This window comes from Duncaniella muricolitica (assembly GCF_910574735.1).
Taxonomy (GTDB): Bacteria; Bacteroidota; Bacteroidia; order Bacteroidales; family Muribaculaceae; genus Duncaniella; species Duncaniella muricolitica.
Genome location: NZ_CAJTCF010000003.1, coordinates 41,225 through 61,345 on the forward strand (window position 1 = coordinate 41,225; position 20,121 = coordinate 61,345).

Below are 20,121 nucleotides of genomic sequence, written 5' to 3' on the forward strand. Positions count from 1 at the left end.
ATAATATGGCTAATCCCAACGACAATTTACGCAGATTGTATCAGAATGGCTTGAAACATTTTTCATTGCCCGACTTTGATACATTCCAACAGGACATGAGGGACGAGGAGAAGCGCAAGCGGTTCTACAATAATATGCAACAGGCTTACTCTCTCCCCGACTTCGATACGTTTTCGCAGGACATCGGCGCTGTCACTCCTCCACCTGCGCAACCTCAAGCACAGGCACAACCTCAGCAGACGACATCGACCGTTAAGCCTGTGACCGACAACACGGCTCAGCAAGCATCGGTACAGCCCACAGTTCAGACTTCCTCTCAACCGGCACAGCCGGAGGGTTGGAAGCCTACTCCTATGCAACAACGAGCTTTCCAAATGCAGGGGGCTTACTCTCTCCCCGACTTCGATACGTTTTCACAGGACATCGGCGCTGTCACTCCTCCACCTGCGCAACCTCAAGCACAGGCACAACCTCAGCAGACGACATCGACCGTTAAGCCTGTGACCGACAACACGGCTCAGCAAGCATCGGTACAGCCCACAGTTCAGACTTCCTCTCAACCGGCACAGCCGGAGGGTTGGAAGCCTACTCCTATGCAACAACGAGCTTTCCAAATGCAGATGGACGAAGCTAATGCCCGACTTAAAAAGCAGGGCGAGGAGTTCAAGCAGCGTATGGAGGGTATCGAGAAAGGCAATCGCCCCGGTGCATTTATGGGTGAGCGTGAGTTTAATCCTCAGACCGGCAAAATGGAAACCCACTATTACACTACACAGGGTGAGCGTGTCGGCACCCGAATGGAGCAGAGCCACGCTAACACCGAGTATCATAATTGGTGGGAAAACAACACGGAAGCAGGTAAGCGTTCAAAGGAACAGCGTTTACAGCGTGAGTTTGACGAAAAACTTTCGTATCTGTGGCAACGTCATAATCCTGCCGAGGGGGAAAACGCAGCAGAACAGGCATGGTCGGCCGCAGAGAGCGCCTACAATGCAAAGGCAGAGCGCAATCGCGAAGCAGCCAATTTCAATGTGCAGAATTTTGCGATGAACAGTACTGATGCGGTTGCCTTTAAGCAAGTGGAAACCGTTGACAACTTCACCGATAGATTGACTACCCATGACATGAATGTCCTAATGGATAATGCGTGGAACAATCTTGGCGAGGAGGGTCAGAAATCTCTTATAGACGATTGCTATCAGATGCTGCGCCGCCGCAATCCCGGTGTTGATGACCTTGTGCTGTATGGAAAAGCCAAAGAGTTTGCCCGACAGCAGTCAGATTTGCGAATGTATCACCTTGCTGTAGAAAAGAACTTACCTAAGAGCAATCTTGAATACTTCATGCGCAAGGTTGGCGATATGAATTTAGTTACGAATATCGCCAAAGGCATAGCGGTTAATCGTGTGAAGAAAACAGGCGATATGGCCGCGTATGAGGCAGCGAATGAACAATATCGCCAAGACGGTCACAAAATACTTGATGTTGCAGGTACGGTTACAGGCTTCGCTCTTGACCCGACTACATGGATGTCCGCAGGTGTCGGAGGTATGGCAACTCGTGGTGCAATGTGGGCCGGTGGTCGTGTCCTCGCAGGTCGCGGAGCTACTGCCGCAGTCACCAATGCCGCTACACGTCAGTTTGCAACCTCAATGACAGGTCGCGTTATCGGTGGTATCGCCGGAGGTGCTGCCAACTTTGGCACATTTGAGGGCATTAAAGAAATGGAAACCCAATTTGCGCATGGCGGTCACATTGTCGGACAGGACGATACTGGCCGATACCTCAACGAGGGCTACTCTGCCTCCGCTGTTGCAGGTCAAGCTGCGCATGGTTTTCTCATGGGTGGTGCTATCGGTTGGCTTACTCCTGTATCGGGTAATGTGGCCGACAAACTTGTGCGCAGCACATCAAGCACCGGCTTAAAGGTAATGGAACGTGCAGGAGTCTACTCCGGCGCCACAATGCTTGAGGGTACAATCTTCTCCGTTCCCGAATGGATTGAGGGCAATCGCGATGCTATGGACGTGTGGACTGACAACATGGCTATGATGGTTGGCTTCAAGGCCAAGCACATGATAAAGAGTGCCGGCAACGTCCTCGGCGACCTCAAAGCCTCGTTTGACAGCCCGACCAATGGCCGCAAGAACCGCTTAGACTTCGAGAGCCGTCTGCGTCAGCGCATGGACGCTCCCTCTGACGGTGGATTGTCACTTACAAAGGACGAGGCGGCAGAACTTAGCAAACATGGCTATGGCGACCTGCGTGAACTCGTTGAGAGCGCAGAGCGTACCGGCGATGCGACAAAAGGTGAACTTATTACCGCAAATGCTCCCGAAATCGTCAGCCGTCTTACAGACATGGTAACCGACCCTCGTATCAGCGAGGCTGCAAGAGCCAAGATGTATTACTATGCCACCGGGCGCAAGCTCCCTGAGTCTACCGTTATGAAAGGTGAACTCATCGAGGACGGCGAGGGAGGCTTTATTGTAGAGTCGCAGGGTGCCAATGGTGTAATCACTTCTCGTTCGTTCAAGAGCCGCAAGGCCGCAGACCTTGAATTGGAGCGCATCAAACGTCAAACAGAGCTGAACCACATAGAAATCGGCGAACGCTATCAACAGACTGCCGACTTTGAGAACCGTTTGCAGGAGGCTTGCCGCACCGTTGCCGCTGAAAACGGTTGGGATATGGTTGAGGTTTACCGTACCTGTGAAGAAGCACGGCGCAACAACCTTCGTGGCGGCGACAAGCAGTTTGACGAGGCTCAGCAGAACATTCTCCGGAAGGTAACTGAGGCAATGGGCGAATTTGAGGAAACAAGTGTTACCGACAACATGAGAGGCCGCATCAATGACAAATATGGTGTGGACATCGACAATGCAATCCGCAAAGAGGCCAACCGCCGCACAATAGCTGAGCAAACCGCCATTGATGAATATCTTGATGAGCTTATCCCCAAAAATGCCAAAGAGCGTAATACTGTTGAGGACGCAGAAGCCGAGGACATCACCAATCAGAAACTTCTGACTGACGAACCCGAAGCAACGACACCCACAAACGATGCACCTATTGACCCTCGTTTCGATAATCCCACAACACCCGAATACGACCCGCATCAGCCCGGAGGCGAACAGAAGCCTGTTGGCCGTGCCGTCATGAAATACCAAGACCGCCCTGTTGAGGTATTGAGTGGCCGTGTCGTTATGATGGAGGACGGCACAATGATTGACAATGAACGTAGCGATGCCTCTATTGTCGTTCGTGACCTCGAAACAGGTAAGGTTGAAATGGTGTCCCCCGATGCTATTCTGTCTTATGAGGGCTATCCTGCTGAGGTTGAAGTGCCGCAAGATAATGTTGCACCCGAAGCCGAAACACCGGCCGAGCCTCAACCAAAGTACACAACAGGCCAAATCAAGATACGCAACTCTGACGGCACGGAAACACGCGGTGTCCTTACCGGCTTTGTCGATGAAAACGGCAACCACGAGTATTATGTTGAGGGCGACCTGCAACATCTCCACTACGCATCAGAGCATGAACTTGACAACATTCTCTCTGAATACACTCCCGATGAGCCGCAGGAAGTGAAACAGCCTCAACCTGCCGAACCTCAACCCGTAGACCCCAACAGGCCGACCCAAGAAGGTGTAGCCAATGTTGAGGACTATGACAAGGGATATTCTTTTGGTATAGATGAAACGCAGGGGATTTCAGATAGTGAACTGACTGCCAAAATAAGCGAGTTGCGCACCGATGCCGAAAGACTGACCGACTTCGGTAGAGGTATGCTTGAGGCATACGAGTACGAGCAACAGCGCAGGGCTATGGAGCAACAACTTGTTCCCGTAGACGCTGAAACCGTTCCCAAAACTGAGGAAACAACCCTCAATCCTATGGAAACAGGTGTAAATATCACGGAAACCGTTCCCAAAACTGAAATTCCTATTGAAAACGTACAGCAATCTGTCGATGATGGAAATGTTGTCGTTCCTGCCCCTGCTACTAACGAAGCTCCGCAGGTAGATAATGTATCTCAGCCCGACTTGACAGCACAGGCAGAGCCTACACCTCTGCAACGCATTCCTCGTAATGAGAAGAACGAACCTATCTTTGAACAGGCCGAAAGCCCGGAAGTAGGTTGGGACGCTCTTGTTGAGTTTTCTGAGGGCGATGCGGCCACAGCCAAAGAGATTGCCGACACAATGGTCGAGGAGAAACGCAAGGCTTTTGAGAAAGCACAGAAGCTCAAACCCAAAGGCAAGACCCCGACTGAGATACTTGCATCAAAGAAAGCCAACACCGCTGAACTCACAAAGGCACAAGCCGAATATGAGCAGTGGCAGCGCATGGCCGGAGTTGAAAACGCTCGTCAGAGTGCAATCCGCTCACAGCAGGAGGTCGAGGCTCGTAGGCTTGCCGCTGAACGTGCTGAGGCTGAGAAAGCCGAGAGAGAGGCACGAGAAGAAGCCGCACGACTTGAACGCGAGGCATTGGAGGGTATTCCCGAATGGCACATGGACACCCCCGAAAATGCCCGTAAGCGAGGTGTGCGCCGTTTCAGCGGCCAGATGTTCACTCGTCAAGAACCTGTGCAGGGTGTTGTCGGCAATGAAGTCGATGTCAAGTTCTCTCAGAAAGACTTACCCAAAGGCCGTGTCGCTGTCATTGAGGCTTCGCAGTTGCAACCCTCCCATGTGCAAGGACAGCGCAACCCCATGTTCTTTATTGAGGAGGCACAACCCAAAAATCGTGCTGAGGCTGTATCTATGTTCGCTGCAAAGGAAATGGCTGAGGGTATTCGTCCGAAAGAAATCACCGGCAGCGTAACGGCATATACCGGCGCTCCTACTGTCAATACTCGTGGCGAGGTCATTCAAGGCAACAACCGCTCTGATGCACTCCGTTACCTGTGGCAGAGCAACCTGCCTCAACAGCAGCAGACCTATAAACAGTACCTCATTGACAACGCAGAGCAATTTGGCATTGACCCAGAGGCCGTGAACGCCATGCAGAACCCTGTCCTCGTCAATATGCTCGATGTCGATGATGCTGAGGCTATCCGTCTTGGCCAAATGACCGCACAGGACACCGAGAGTGGCGGCATCGAGCGTATCAAGCCTAAGAATGTTGCCCAAACACTCGGCGACAATATGCGGACGTTTGCCAATATGTTGCTCAGCAGTGGCGAAGAAGATGTGTCTTTCGGCCAACTCGTAGACCGCAACGGTACTGAGGTTATGAAATGGATGAACCAAGTAGGCGCTATCAGCAATACTCAATTCCAATCTGCGTTTGATAGTAAGAGCAATCTCACAGCCGAGGCCAAGAACGACTTGCAGAAAGTTCTCTATCAAGCAGTATTCAAGGGTGCATCACAGCAGTTGGAAGAAATGTTTGACAAACTTCCGGCCAAGGCACAACGCGCAATCCTCGCAACGGCATTCCGTGATATGGACTCGCCTTTCGCCGGTAAGATGTTACCCGAAATCCAAGCCTCTATTATTGTCTACAATCAACTGATGTCCGACCCCACATTTGCCAACGCAAAGAAAAAGGAGGAGGTTTTGAAAGCCGTTGAAGCTTTCAAACAAACGATAGCCCTTGATGATAGATTTGAGCATTATATGCCGGCCGATAATTTTAGTAACTTTGCGTTGCATTTGGCCGCTATGTATAAGGCAACCGATATGTCGCAAGCGACAATCGCGTCCTATTTCAATCAAATGTACGACCTTGCACAAGGGAAAAAGGCCGCGACCCTCTTTGATGAGGCCGACACAACCGAGTATCCGCTTGCGGAAGTCATTAACCAAGTATTAAACTTTGAATATCAACCGGCGAAGAATGGAAACAACGATGTCGCAAATGGAGGTGCTGATGTGGCTCTCCGCAATCAAGTTAGCCAAGGAGGGGAACTCCGAGGCAATGAACCACCTGCAAGCGGAGAACAAACTCCGACAGGAACAGAACCGTCCGACAGTGGAGCAGGAGCTTCAGATGATAGCAGCACAGCAGGAGTCGAAGCAGTAGAGGGCGAAACACCTCAATCCACAGATGCCGCACCTGCAACGGTACAGGCCGCAGTTGAGGCCGCATCTGCCGAGGTGAACACCGAGCCTACTCCGGCGCAAGCTGAGGCAGGAAATTATAAGAAAGGCCATATTACCATTGGCGAGTTTGACATCACAATCGAGAACCCTGCTGGCAGCGTCCGCAAAGGTATTGATGCAGATGGTAAGGAATGGAGTACCACTATGGCCAACACCTACGGCTACATCAAAGGTACAGAGGGTGTTGACGGCGACCATATAGATGTGTTCCTGCATGAGAACATGGATATGTGGAATGGCCGCAAGGTGTATGTCGTAGACCAAACCAATACAGACGGCTCATTCGATGAACACAAGGTTATGCTTGGCTTCAACAATAAGGACGAGGCCATGAGCGCCTACCTTGCCAACTATGATGCTACATGGGGACAGACGCACCCCGGACTGCGAATTTCCGAAACTAATATCGAGGACTTCAACAAATGGGTACAGTCGAGCCACCGCAAGACTAAACCGTTCGCCGATTATTCCACCGTCAGCAAAATCACAGACGAAGCTCCTGTTGAGCAACCGACACAACCTGCCGCCGCTATCACCGGCGAGGGTTATAAAGTCGAGCCTAAGCCCTACACCAACAAGCAGGGCAAGACGCTTGACACATACCTTGTGACCTTTGACCGCGATTTCTCCAAAGAGGAATTGTCCACCTTACGTGCGAAAGCCAAAGCTCTCAAAGGTTGGTACGACCGTGAAACGCGCGGTTGGATGCTCCGTAGTGCCGACGATGCGAAAGCCTTTGCCAAGGATATTGTCGGCAAGAGCGAGGACGAGGTTGCAGACGAGGCTCCGCTGTCGCTTGCAGACATGGAAAAACCTGCAAGCGATAAGCCAAAGAAAGCGCCTGTCAATCGTGTCAACGTTGAAGGTGTCATGGCCGACCTATCTACTAAAGGAGAAACCAAATTGAGCGACCATGCCGATCCGGTAGAACCTACACAGACCAAACCGAAAAAACGCAGATGGATTAGCGATGAGGACGCAGACGAGTTTAACAACCTGCGTGACAACCTCCGCAACCATTTCGGCAAAGGTGATGATATAGTACAGGAGAGTGCCGAGGGTTATGGCAAACCACAGCCCAAACAAATGGATGCAGAAGTCTTGCGCATGGGTACGCGTATGACATATCTTATGATGAAAGGCGGTTTACGCTCCTTTGCCGACTACTGCGAGGCGATGATAGACGAGCTGCCCGACATCTTCGATGATATGCGTCCTCACCTCAAATCTCTCTATGCCGCCGCGCAGAACATGGAGGAGGTGATAGAACTCGGATGGGATGAGGAAATGGACGACCGAAAGACAGTCAAGGCTTTTGACGTTTATAATTTCGACAAGCCCGGAGCCAAAGATATCATCGCCACCTCTCAGCATATTGTTGATGAGCAAAGCTCACAGCAGCATACCGACCAAATAATTCAAACCCTCAAAGACCAACGAAATGAGCAAAGAAAAAAAGAGGCTGACGAAACATCAGCAGATACAGAAGCTATTGCAGACAAAGCAGAGGCTGTTGCAAGCAAAGTCGAAAGTGAACTCGAAGTTGCAACAACTGAGCAAGATGCCGAAAGACTCTCTCGTGACCTCGACAAAGAAATAGAGGATGTCAATAAGCAACTTGCCCTCCTCGGCTACTATGAGGCAGTGGAAGATGACTCCAAATTCCATGAGAGTTATGGTTATATGCTGACAGCAGAGAAAAAAGCTGTATCAGACGCTACCAATCTTGCCAAACAGATTGTTAAAGACCTTGGAATTGACATCAAAGTTACGAGTGCTACAACACCTCTTGGGCGAAAGAACGTAAAGAAAGGTACAACTGTTCGAGCAAATCTTGCACCTGCAGGTGGGGAAATTTATATAACCCTGCCACTTAACGAAGGCAGACATCTCAAGATGTATATCGGTCTTGAACCGGTTGCAGAGCAAGACTCACGTAGACGAGGAGATAATCTAAAAACGGATAGAATAATGTACCGTGTTGAGTGGCCAGATGAAAAAGGATATGTTTCATTTGAACGCATAGGGCGTAATTGTTGGGCAGCCTCCAATGTCACCTATGATGAACTGCTTACGGCCATTCGCCGCGAGGCCCGCAATTACCTCCCCGAAGATGTGGTCAAACCTGCAACTCCTCTTACACCTCAACCGGGCGAGGATATGGTGCAAATGGCTGAACGTGTCGCCAAGTTAAAAGCCCCAAAGAAATCACGCATACCCGATGAACAGCCGATGAATGATTTATTCGGCGGTCTGTTTGACGAGGCCGAGCCTAAACAGGACTCCGCTCAGTTCGTCAAGGATATGGCCGATATGTTGGAGCGCGGAGAGTCGCCTTTCACCGTTACCCCGGAAGTAGAGGCCGAACTCGCAAAGCAGCGTGAGGCAGAGAATAATTCAACAACTCCAAAAAATAATTCACATGAGAAAACTGACGTACAAGCTCGCCCCGAAACAGCCGGGCGAGGGGGACAGCAACCGCGACATAATGAACCGTTGGGAGAGGGCGCAAAACATGAAGTTGAGCGAACTGACGGAGGAAGAGTGGCTCAGCGTAGTGGAGAGCATTCTGTGTCTGACACCGGCAGAGGCGCAGGAGTATCTGGACAGCATCAGAGCGAGCGAGGTGTAACCACACCCAGGAACACACGCAATAACCATGCCGAGCGTGGTGTTGATTATGCTCCCAAAGGAGAAAAGGCGCGCATAGATGCTAACATCGCCGCCATTGAGCTTGCAAAGAAACTGCTTGCCACAGGAGCCACGGCCACACCGCAGGAGATGGCCATACTCCGCAGGTATAGTGGTTGGGGCGGTCTTGGCTCCGCTTTCAATGAGGGCAATGCTTGGTCGCCCAATCCTATCAACAAACGCCTCCGCGAGATACTGACCCCCGAGGAATACGAAGCAGCCGTGATGAGCCGCAACAGCGCATACTACACACCGGCACCTGTCATTGATGCTATGTGGGATATTGCAAAGGCTCTCGGATTCAAGGGAGGCAACATTGTTGAAGGTTCTGCAGGTATTGGCAATATCATAGGCTTAATGCCTACTGACATCAGCGAGCGCAGTAATATTCACGCCGTGGAGATTGACAATACCACCGGCGGCATCCTGTCGTTGCTCTACCCGGACGCACAAGTGGAGGTCCAAGGCTTTGAGAAAACACGCATCGCCAACGGCAGCGTGGACCTTGCCATTACCAATGTTCCTTTCGTTACCGGGCTTCATGTTATGGACGAAAGCGGCGACAGCGACCTTTCTAAGAAATTCCGCGACATCCATGATTTCTGCATTGCAAAGAATGTTCGCAAACTGCGCGATGGAGGTATAGGTATCTTCATTACGTCAAGCGGCACCCTCGACAAATCCCAGAAGCTGCGCAACTGGCTTATCGGCGATAAAGAGGGCAACGCCGATGTTGTAGGGGTATTCCGAATGAATAATCAGACATTCGGAGGCACCGCCGCCACATCTGACATCATTGTAATACGAAAGCGCGTAAATGGCCGCAAGAGTGCAAACGCCATAGACGTAAGCACCGTGACACCTGCGAGAACCGTGACATTCACGGATGTACGAGGTAAGACCAAAGACCTGCCTCTTTACGTCAATCGCTATTTCATTGAACACCCCGAACACATGGGCGGTGAAATGTTCTTTGGCTTTGAGCAGGGCGACACCTACCGACCTACATCTATTGGATTATTCCCAACTCGTACCGCCGACCAACCCGCACGTTTAGCGGCATGGGTTCAGCATCTTGCTGAAATGGATTGGAGCAAGGAGCAGGGCAAAGCCGCCGAGCAGACCTCACAAATCAATGAGGCTCTGGGAGAGGGAGTAAAGGAGGGCAGCATGGTAACTGACTCCGAGGGCAACCTGTGTGTAGCCCGAATGGGCCGTGCCGTACCTCTGACGTTCAATAAGAACAAAATCAAGGGACGCACCAAAGAACAATGCTTTGCCGATTACACCGACCTTAAAAACGCTTTGGCCGATGTGCTGAAATATCAGACGGAGCATAACGATGATGCAGGACTGCAACCGCTTCTCGACCGCCTCAACAGCGCATACGACACCTTTGTAGCCCGATATGGCAACCTAAACAAGAACAACAATCTTGCATGGTTGCGCAATGATGTTGATTTTTCAAGCATTGTGGCTCTTGAAACCTACTCCGAAAAAGGCAGCAAGGACGGCACGAAGATTAAGACCTACGGCAAGACCGACATCTTCAGTCGCCGTGTTGTTGAAAAGGAAAGCGAACCCGCTCCGAAAAACGTCAAGGACGGTATCATTGCAAGCCTCTACAAGTATGGCCGCATCGACCCGGAATATCTCGCCTCACAGTTAGGCAAGTCACAGGCCGATGTCAAGCAGGAAATTATCGAGAGCGGATTAGGCTTCGAGAACCCGACAACCGGCCAAATGGAGGTGTCGTATGAATACCTTAGTGGCAACGTCCGTGAGAAGCTGCGCCAAGCAAGAGAAGCCAACGAAGCCGCCAACGGTGCATACGATGCCAACATCAAAGCATTGGAGGCCGTTGTGCCTATGAATATCCCTGCGCATCTTATCGAGTTTACTCTTGGCTCGTCATGGGTAGACCCGAAGCTCTATGAGCGTTTTGTCAAGGAGCGCACCGACTTAAACGTCCGTCTTACTAATGCCGGTGGTACATGGCACATGAGTGAACCGTATTGGACTGACGAGCCTAAGAATAAGGAAATGGGCATTCGTAGTGAAAGCCTCGGTATCCTTATCCCCGGCCACAAGCTCATTGAGGCGGCAATCACCAACAAGACAATCACCGTCAGCAAGACCACCAAGAATAGTGACGGCACCACTACAACCGAAACCGATGCTGCGGCCACAACCGCTTGCGCAACAAAGGTTGATGAGATACGACAGGACTTTAAGGATTGGGCGCGTGAACAGATGCAGAACGACCCGGAGTTGTCTATGCGCATGGAGGAAGTCTACAATGAGAAGTTCAACAACTCCGTGCCTAAGTCAATTCCCGATGAATTTGTGCCGGAGCATTTCGGCGGAGCCGCCACAATGGTAGGCGGTCGTCCGTTCCGTCTACGTCCGCACCAAGCAAAGGCCGTAATCCGCGCAACGACACAGCCTGTATTGTTGGCTCACGAGGTCGGCACCGGCAAGACATACACCCTCATTACAACAGCAATGGAGATGCGCCGCCTCGGTACTGCCCGCAAGCCTATGATTGTGGTGCAGAATGCCACCGTAGGCCAATTTGTAGCAAGTGCAAAGGCTCTCTATCCTAATGCCAAAGTGCTGACCCTTGAAGATGCAGACCGCAACGCAGAGGGTCGCAAGGCTTTCTATGCCAAAATCAAGTTCAATGATTGGGACATGATTGTCGTGCCTCAATCCGTATTCGAGCGTATTCCCGATAGCGTTGAGCGTCAGACGCAATTTATCCAAGACAAGATTGAGGAAAAATTGCTTGTGCTTGACCAGATGAAAGATGCAGACCCGGACGGAAGGAGCATGATTGTTCGTGCCGCCGAGCGTGAGATTGAGAAGCTGAAAGACGAAATCAGCCAACTTGCCAACGGTGGAGCCACCGACAAAAAGAAAGAAAAGGACGCTAAGAAAGCCGCAGTGACCCGACAGAATGCAGAAGTTAAAGCGAGGGAAATGCTCGACCGTGCTACTGATGATGTCGAGGACTTCGACAGCATGGGCATTGATGCTATCCTTGTCGATGAGGCTCACGAGTACAAGCACCTCGGCTTTGCCACCGCCATGCAGCGCGGTGTGAAAGGTGTAGACCCGTCTTTCAGTAAGAAGTCGCAGGGAGTGTTCCTCAAAACACAGTCCGTTCTTGAAAAGACCGGCGGCAAGAATGTTGTTTTTGCGACCGGCACACCTATCTCCAACACCGCCGCAGAGATATGGACGTTCATGCGCTATCTTATGCCGGCCGATGTGATGAAAGACTACGGCATTTATTACTTCGATGATTTTGTACGTAACTTTGGCAACCTGCAACATATGTTGGAGTTTTCCACAAGCGGCAAGTATAAAGAGAACAATCGCTTTGCAGGATATGTAAACCTGCCCGAACTTGTGCGCATTTGGTCTACCGTGGCCGACACCGTGCTGACACGCGAGGCCGGAGGTGTAAGTGACAAGATACCTCAAATGGAGGGCGGCAAAGCACAAGACATCTTCCTGCCTCAGACACGCGCACTGCGCTCTATCATGAAGTTTGTCAAGGAGCAACTTGACGCTTACGATAATATGAGCGGCAAGGAGAAGAAAGAGAACAGTCATATTCCCCTTGTGATGTACCGTATTGCCAAAGCCGCCGCCGTTGATGCTCGACTCGTTCAGTCAGATGCGGAGGACGACCCCAACAGCAAGACCAATGAGGCCGTGCGTCAGACACTTCGCACCCTCGAAGAAACCAAAGACTACAACGGCACCGTTGCTATCTTTGCCGACAACTACCAAAACAAGGTTTCCGGCTTTAATCTCTATGAGGATATTCGCAAGAAACTCATATCTGCAGGTGTGCCAGAGGAGCAGATTGTCGTGATGAAATCGGGGATGACTGTAAACAAAAAGCTCGAAATCTTCAGCAGAGTGAATGCCGGTGAGGTTCGTGTCATCATGGGCAGTACATTAACACTCGGTACAGGTGTGAACATTCAAGAGCGCCTCCATACGCTTATCCACCTTGATGCACCTAATCGACCTATGGACTACACTCAGCGAATTGGCCGTATTCTGCGACAGGGTAACCTGCACAATGAATGGGGCATTCCTGTTCGTATACTTCGTTTCGGTGTGGAGGACAGCCTTGACGTTACAGCCTATCAGCGTCTGAAAACCAAAGGTGCGATTGCCGACAGCATCATGAATGGCAAGCAGCTCATGGAGAACTCAATGGAAAACCGTGCATTGGAGGAGGACCAAGACCTGTTTGGCGACATCACCGCACAGCTCTCCGGCTCCGAGTATGCCATGCTGAAAAATCAGATTGAGAAAGAGGTTCGCAAACTGACTGCACAGCGCAAATCGTGGGAGGCCGACCAAACCTATATCCACAACCGCAAGCGTCAGATAGCCGGGCAGAACAAAGAGGCAGAGAAGCGCATCGCCGAAAACAAGTCTTATCTTGAAAAGGTTGAGGCCGCCACGGTTGGCGACATAACTGTTGACAAACTCTCTTATCCCTCAGTTGAGGCAATGGAGGACTTCTTTACCGAGCAGAACAAACGCAAGGCCGAACTGCAAGAGCAAGTCCGCAAATCGGGCTACTCCTCTCGTCCGGCAACGTCCGACATCACTATCTCCGTTGGAGGCTTCAATTTCCATGTTCACACCGAAATCAATAGGGAAACAAAGCAAGGTCAGCAGGGCGATTTGTTCTACTCCGCTCCTGCAAAAATGACCTACTCGTGTCCCGAACTCGGAATAGAAGCCATGCCGGTAAAGGGCAATGTCATTAAGAATGCTGTAACAGAAATCTTGAATGATGTTGTTAGCGGCGAGGACTTCCGTGGGCGCATTGAAGCTGCGGAGCGTTCAATCGAGCGCAACAACGCAGAACTGCAATCCATATCAGCGCGTGACGGTGTTCCATTCAAATTCACCGAGGAACTCGCCAAAGCTGAGGAAAAACTCAGTGAATACGAGGACTTGATGAAAGCGGAAATGGAGGCTAAGGAGGCCAAGTATGCAGAATTGGACAAAGAGGTAGAGGCCGCTTCTAACATCGAACTGACCGAAGAGGATAGCGAAGATGCCGCGAGTGAGCCTATTGCGTCATATTCAGAAGAAAATGCTAACTTTGCAAGCAGATATGAAACGCAAGACGGAAAAACAATCAACTACACCTCCGAAAATGCCGAAGGTTACGGCGGCTTATTCGACTTTGACTTCAGCGGAGAAAATGCAGGAGGCAATGAAGTCGGTATGCGGAGCGGAGCCAACGACCTACAACGGCAAGGTGATACCGGCCTCAACCGACATAATAGTCGATTAGACAAAGAAGCCGGTGAGTTCAGCCTTATAGAGCGAGTATTCATAGAAAGCGGTTCTTTCAATTTCACAAGTGGAGAGAAGATTGAGAGCGCCGATGATGTTGCGTTTATATTCTCGGCTCTCGAAGATGCTGCAAAGGAACATTCGTTTGTCGTTCTCGTTAAGGACGGTAAACCTACGGTAGTTGAACTCGGCATGGGAACATTCACCGCCACAATGGTTGATATTCCTACCGCTTCACTCGCATACAACCGCATTCAGCCCGACCAAGTTTACTTCGTACATAATCATCCGGGCGGCAACCTCATGTGTTCGCCGCAGGACGTTCAGATGCTCAGAAAGATTGCCGATATATCAAAAGTACCGGTACATGGAGTAATCATCAACCTCAAGACAGGCAAATACGGCACCTTCGACACCAACAACAACTCCGGCACAGGCGAGAAGCGCACACCCGAAAAAGAAAATGCGCTCACCGTCCACACATTAGACAAGCAGATTTTCGCCCCGGACTACGACCCCATGGCACAGCCGTTGGTTCGCGGTTCGGAAGATGTTGCCAAATTTCTCAACTCGCAGCGCATGGGCGACCGAGCAAAGATGTCATTTATCATACTCTCACGAGCAGGGAGAATTGTCGGCAATATCCACACTCCATTCACCAAGTTACCTACTAAATCAGACGAAATTGCCCGATACATATCCGAGCGTGTCATTCAGTTCGGTGGAGAGTCTGCAATACTTTACGGCGACTTCACACACGAAGGCTCCAAGATGGTTGCATACCGCAACTTGAAAGACAATCTCAACAAGGTTGGTGGTACGACACTGCTTGATGTGGTAAACGTTGAGGGTAACAACACAAGGAGCGCCAAAGATGACGGCCTGTTGTATGAGCCGGGCAGCGAGTATGGAGCATCGCCGGATAGCGAAATACGTTACCGTGAGGTTGAGGACGATGCTATTCTTACAGAGTTCGCAGAGGGCAAGACCGTCAAGGCATACCGCACTATGCAGGTTATTGACGGCCGACTCTACTCTCCTATGGCGACAAAGGTAGGCGGCAAGACAACTCCCGAAATCAGACTTGGAGTGCCGGAACAGAGCGAGGAACACCCCGAAATCATCAAAGGCACGAAGATTGGCCGTGACGGTGTTGAACAGGGTTATGTCGTTATTGACAAAGGACTCGGCAAAGGTACACTCACCGTAGCCTACAATCCTTATGCGCATACTTCGCGCACAGTCCTCAACGACCAATTCTCAGCTGCATACATTCGCCCCAACCTTGTGACCGTTGAGGTCGAGGTGCCGGAGAGTGAACTGACAAGCGGTTATCGCGCACACATGGCTAAGGACGCAGTAGGTGAAATCTCATGGCATAGCGGCAGCGTTAGCGGCCAGTTGGCCGAACTCGGCAGACCTCGCCGTGTAATCCTCACTCGCTACGACCGCCCTGTGCGCATCGTGCCTTTCCGTGAGGTCGCACAGATGATTGCCGCACAGCTTGACGGCACCGACATTGCTATTCCTTACAATGTCGTACAGCCTCAACTCCGAACCGAATTGGAGCGCCTCGGTGTTGCAATCAGCGAGGAGGCCACCGGCACAGTTACAGACGAAGCAGATTTTGGCAAGGCTGAATATGTGACCGACCAGGAGATTGAGCGCATCAATGCACGTCAGCAGGAGATGGCTCAGACTTCACCCGAAGCCAAAAGCAGCCATGCTGAAAGAATGTCGAAGAAATTCAACACTCCCATTCGCATTGTGACTGATACTAAAGAGCTGACAAACGACAATTCCGAGCGACAGGCGCGTATGCGCAGGAGCAAGGGTTTCTACGACCCTGCAACCGGCGAGGTTGTAATTGTCCTCCCCAATAATGCGAATGTCGAGGACGTTGCAGAAACGGTGTTCCATGAGGTTGTAGCACACAAAGGTCTGCGAGAAATGATTGGAGAAGAAAACTACGATGCTTTCTGCGATGAAATCTACAATCACCTCAAAGACGATTTGAAACAGCAGGTCGAGGAGGACGCTACTCGCCGCTTTGTGAACGAGCCGGGCAAAGAGTATGAACACCACCGCCGTGTGGCCGTTGATGAGATGTTCGGTCGTATGAGCGAGAAAGGTTTTGAGGACTTCACCAAAGCCGAACGCGGCATTTGGGTGAAGCTCAAAGCCAAAGTCTTAGAGGCTATCAATAAATTCCTCGGCTCGTTGAAGCTCCCGAAGTGGGTAAAACTCGGTGACAACGAACTCCGCTATATGCTGTGGCGAAGCCATGAGAAGCTGCGTACCAAAGGCGACTATGTGGACATGGCTCGTGATGCGGCCAAGCGTGAGGAGTTAGGGCTTGACCGAATAGAAAGCGTATGGGAACGTGAGGGATATGCGAATATCGAAGTGGCCAACAAGCGATTCAACGAAGAACTTACCCGCTATCAGAATGGCGAGATGAAACCTCATGAAATTCTTCATCTTGGTTATCCGCGAGGCGCGATGCGCAACTTCCTGCCTAACCTGCCTATCGTAATGCGTCAACGTGTAATCCGAAAAGGCTCTGAGAAGAAGCATGATGTGGATGTGTCCGCAATAATGAATATGCCAAACCACTTGGCCTCCCCGATATTTATTTTCCAACGCAGCGAGGATACTATCGGAGTATTGACCGACATGAAAGACCGAACCGGGAAAAACGTGTGTGTCGCTATTGAGTTGAAGAGACAGATGCAGAACGGGGACGCGTATCTGGAGGTGAATGACGTGCGCTCATTTCATGGAAGGGATTTCAAGAATATCGTGGAGCCTATTGTAAACAATCATACGTTGAGATGGGTAGACAAATCAAAAGGACTTGCCTATCTCTCCTCAGCGTCACAACCGGTTCAGCAGGAAATAGACAGGCAAGTCCTTGAAGATGCTGCAAAGGTAATAAAAAATTTTGAGAATCCGCTCACAGATGATGATTTGCGTTTCCGAACCGTCTCGAACGGAGCCGCGCGCAGGGAGTATGACGAGCGCGTGCGTACCAGGAAGAAGGAGAATCCCGGCGACAAGAGAGCCGAGAAGAGGACAAACCATGCCGCGCAGCTTCATGAGGCGTATATGGACGGCATGCGCTCCCTGCGTGTTCTGCAGGAGGCCGTGAGCCATGAAACCGGCAGCGAGATTGAGTCTCACGAAGATGCGTATGAGTACGAGAATCAGCTGAGCAGCCGAAACAAGAGCGGTGAAGAGGAATACAAGCGTGAGTATATGAAGCCAATGTTCGATGCTATTGCGGAAATATGCAGCGGCAAAGAACATAAGCGGAAGTATGGAGAGCTGATTGACTATGTCTTGGCAAAACATGGTCTTGAACGCAATGCGTTTATGCGTGCACAGGCAATTGCCAACGGCGTAGACTCCGACAAGGCTGACGCTACCGACTACGCCGGTCTTACTGCCCTCACAGGCGAACAGGACGTGGCAGATGCGGAAATTGCGGCCGCTCAGATGGTGAGAGCCTACGAGGCGGCAGTTGACACATCCTCGCTATGGAAGACCGTCAATGCCGCGACAAAAGCGATGCTTACCACCCGCTACACCAGCGGACTGTTGAGCAGAGATATGTATGACACCATCCGCACACAGTATAAGAACTACATCCCGCTCAAGGGCTGGGAAGAGACAGTCGCAGCAGATGTGTACGAGTATACGGGCGGTGGATACGGACTTGGTTCGGCACTGATGAAAGCCTATGGGCGCAGCAGTGTCGCCGATGACCCGTTTGCCACGATAGTCACTGACGCGCAACGAACAATCATGGAAGCCAACCGCAACATAATGAAGCAGAGATTCCTCAACCTCGCATTGAATCACCAGACCGACCTGCTTACCGTCAACAAGCAGTGGTATGTCAGACAGGCTGACGGCTCATGGTTGCCCGACAATCCTGTCATACCTGCGGATGCGGACGCAGACTTAGTCGATGCGATTGTCAAACAGCATGAGGCCGACATGCTTGCGCTGGAATCTGTCGGCGATGCCACAAAACGCTGCGCAGGTCTGCAACTCGGACTGAATACCGTTCAAAGCGAACCCGCGCAGCATATGGTCAAGGTGAAGCGAAACGGCGAGGAATTCTGCATCTATGTCAATGGAGACCCGAGAGCGGCCCGCGCCATCAACGGCATGTTGAATCCCGATGCGGGAGAAAAGACAAAAATAGCGCAGCTCGCACAGGAAGTCAAGAACTTTATGTCAAGGGCGTTCACGACATGGAATCCCGAATTTATTGTCGGCAATCTCTCGCGAGACCTTATGTTTGCCGGTACGGCTGTAACTATAAAAGAGGATGCGCGTTATGCCCGTAAGTATGCATGGAACATAACGAACATTCTCGCCAAGGCTTCACTGCCTCGTCTCCTATCCAAGTGGGAAAAAGGCATACTTGATGACAATGTGGACATAGAGCGGTATTTCAAGGAGTTCCTGCGTAATGGCGGAGAGACCGGCTTTACGCAGCTGAACACGGTCGATAAAGTCAAGAAAGAGATGCAGCGGTTCCTCCGGGAAGCGCAGGGCGGGGTCGAACATTTGCCTAAGAAAGCGTGGAGAAGTTTTTGGAACGGCGTTGAGTTCATGAACCGCGCAGCCGAGGATACAACACGTTTCGGAGTTTACATGACCTCCCGACAGAGCGGCAGAACCATCAGCCGGAGCATCAGCGACGCAAAGGAGATAACCGTGAACTTCAACAGAAAAGGCAGCGGGGCATGGGGCGCACGTCAGCTCAACTTCCTCTATGTGTTCTTCAACGCATGTATGCAGGCTATGGCAAATGCCGGACGTCTTGTAAAGAACAATCCGGTCAAGTCATCAGTCGCGATGGCATCGTTCTTGTCGGCAGGATTCCTTGTTCCGATGGTATCGGCCATATTTGCCTCGCTGTTCGGAGATGAGGAAGATGACTATTGGAATCTTCCCGAATGGGTGCGCCGCAACAACATATGCATCTATGTACCATTTACGAAGAAGTGGCTCACGATTCCGATAGCGCATGAGCTGAGACCATTCTACGGGATAGGCGAAATAGCCTACAGCACCATGAATGGCAAGGAGACAACCGAGGATGCCGTGCTGAAAGGGGTTGAGTCATTCAGCGGGATAATGCCGATAGACTGGACCGGCAACGGTGGCGACAATCTGGTGAACTTCGCGCCGACAATTGTGCAGCCGCTGGTGCAGGTAGAACGCAATGTCGATTACTTCGGCAAGCCCATATACAAAAAGACTCCTTGGAATGAGAATGACCCGGAGTGGAGCAAGGCGTACAAAGGTACTAACGGATTACTTGTGGATGTTTCCAAGATGCTGTCGGAAGCCGGTGCCACAACCGATGAGTTCGGAGTTACCTCATATCCTCAGCACTGGTATAGCGGTGACATCAATCCCGCTATTGTAGAGCATCTTCTTGAATCATATTCCGGCGGTGTTGGAAAAACTGTAAATGGCTTTGGCAAGACCATATCCATGCTGTGGAACGAAGACGCGAGGGAGTTGCGCAATGTACCTGTCGTGCGCAAGTTCCTGCAGAGTTCCGATGAAAGAGCCGTCGAGCGCAGGTTCAGCAATGAATACTTCAAGCTCCGCACGGAGTATGAGGACTCCCAGCAATATTATCGCAAGCTTTGCGAAAACGCACGACAGGATAGTGTGCTGGGAGCAGCAGGTAAAATCTCGAAGTGGCTGGAGAGTGAGCAGGGACAACGGCATATGATGCTGCGTAGTTACATGCTTCAGATAAACAGAATCGAAAACGCCATTAAACAATCCCAAAATGAAGAATTCTCCGTCCAATTGAGAGAGCGTGCAGACAGTCTGAAAAAGGAATTGGTTCAAAAGGCTGCAATGTAATTCAACAGATAAAGTTCAAGATGTATCGGTGGTGAGTAACTTTGCTGCAAACAAGTTGGCAGCGAGCTAAAGG

1 protein-coding gene is annotated in these 20,121 nt (G+C 51.0%); it reads left to right on the forward strand.

Annotated features, from left to right (window positions below):
- Window positions 1-5: 5 nt before the first annotated feature.
- Window positions 6-20,048, forward strand: coding sequence for an LPD38 domain-containing protein (locus QGT73_RS01110; protein WP_280121084.1), 20,043 nt, complete (start codon window positions 6-8; stop codon window positions 20,046-20,048).
- The last annotated feature ends 73 nt before the right edge of the window (window positions 20,049-20,121 follow it).

Coding starts and splice junctions, on each gene's coding strand:
- QGT73_RS01110 (WP_280121084.1), top strand. CDS start 6: ATGGCTAATCCCAACGACAATTTACGCAGATTGTATCAGAATGGCTTG.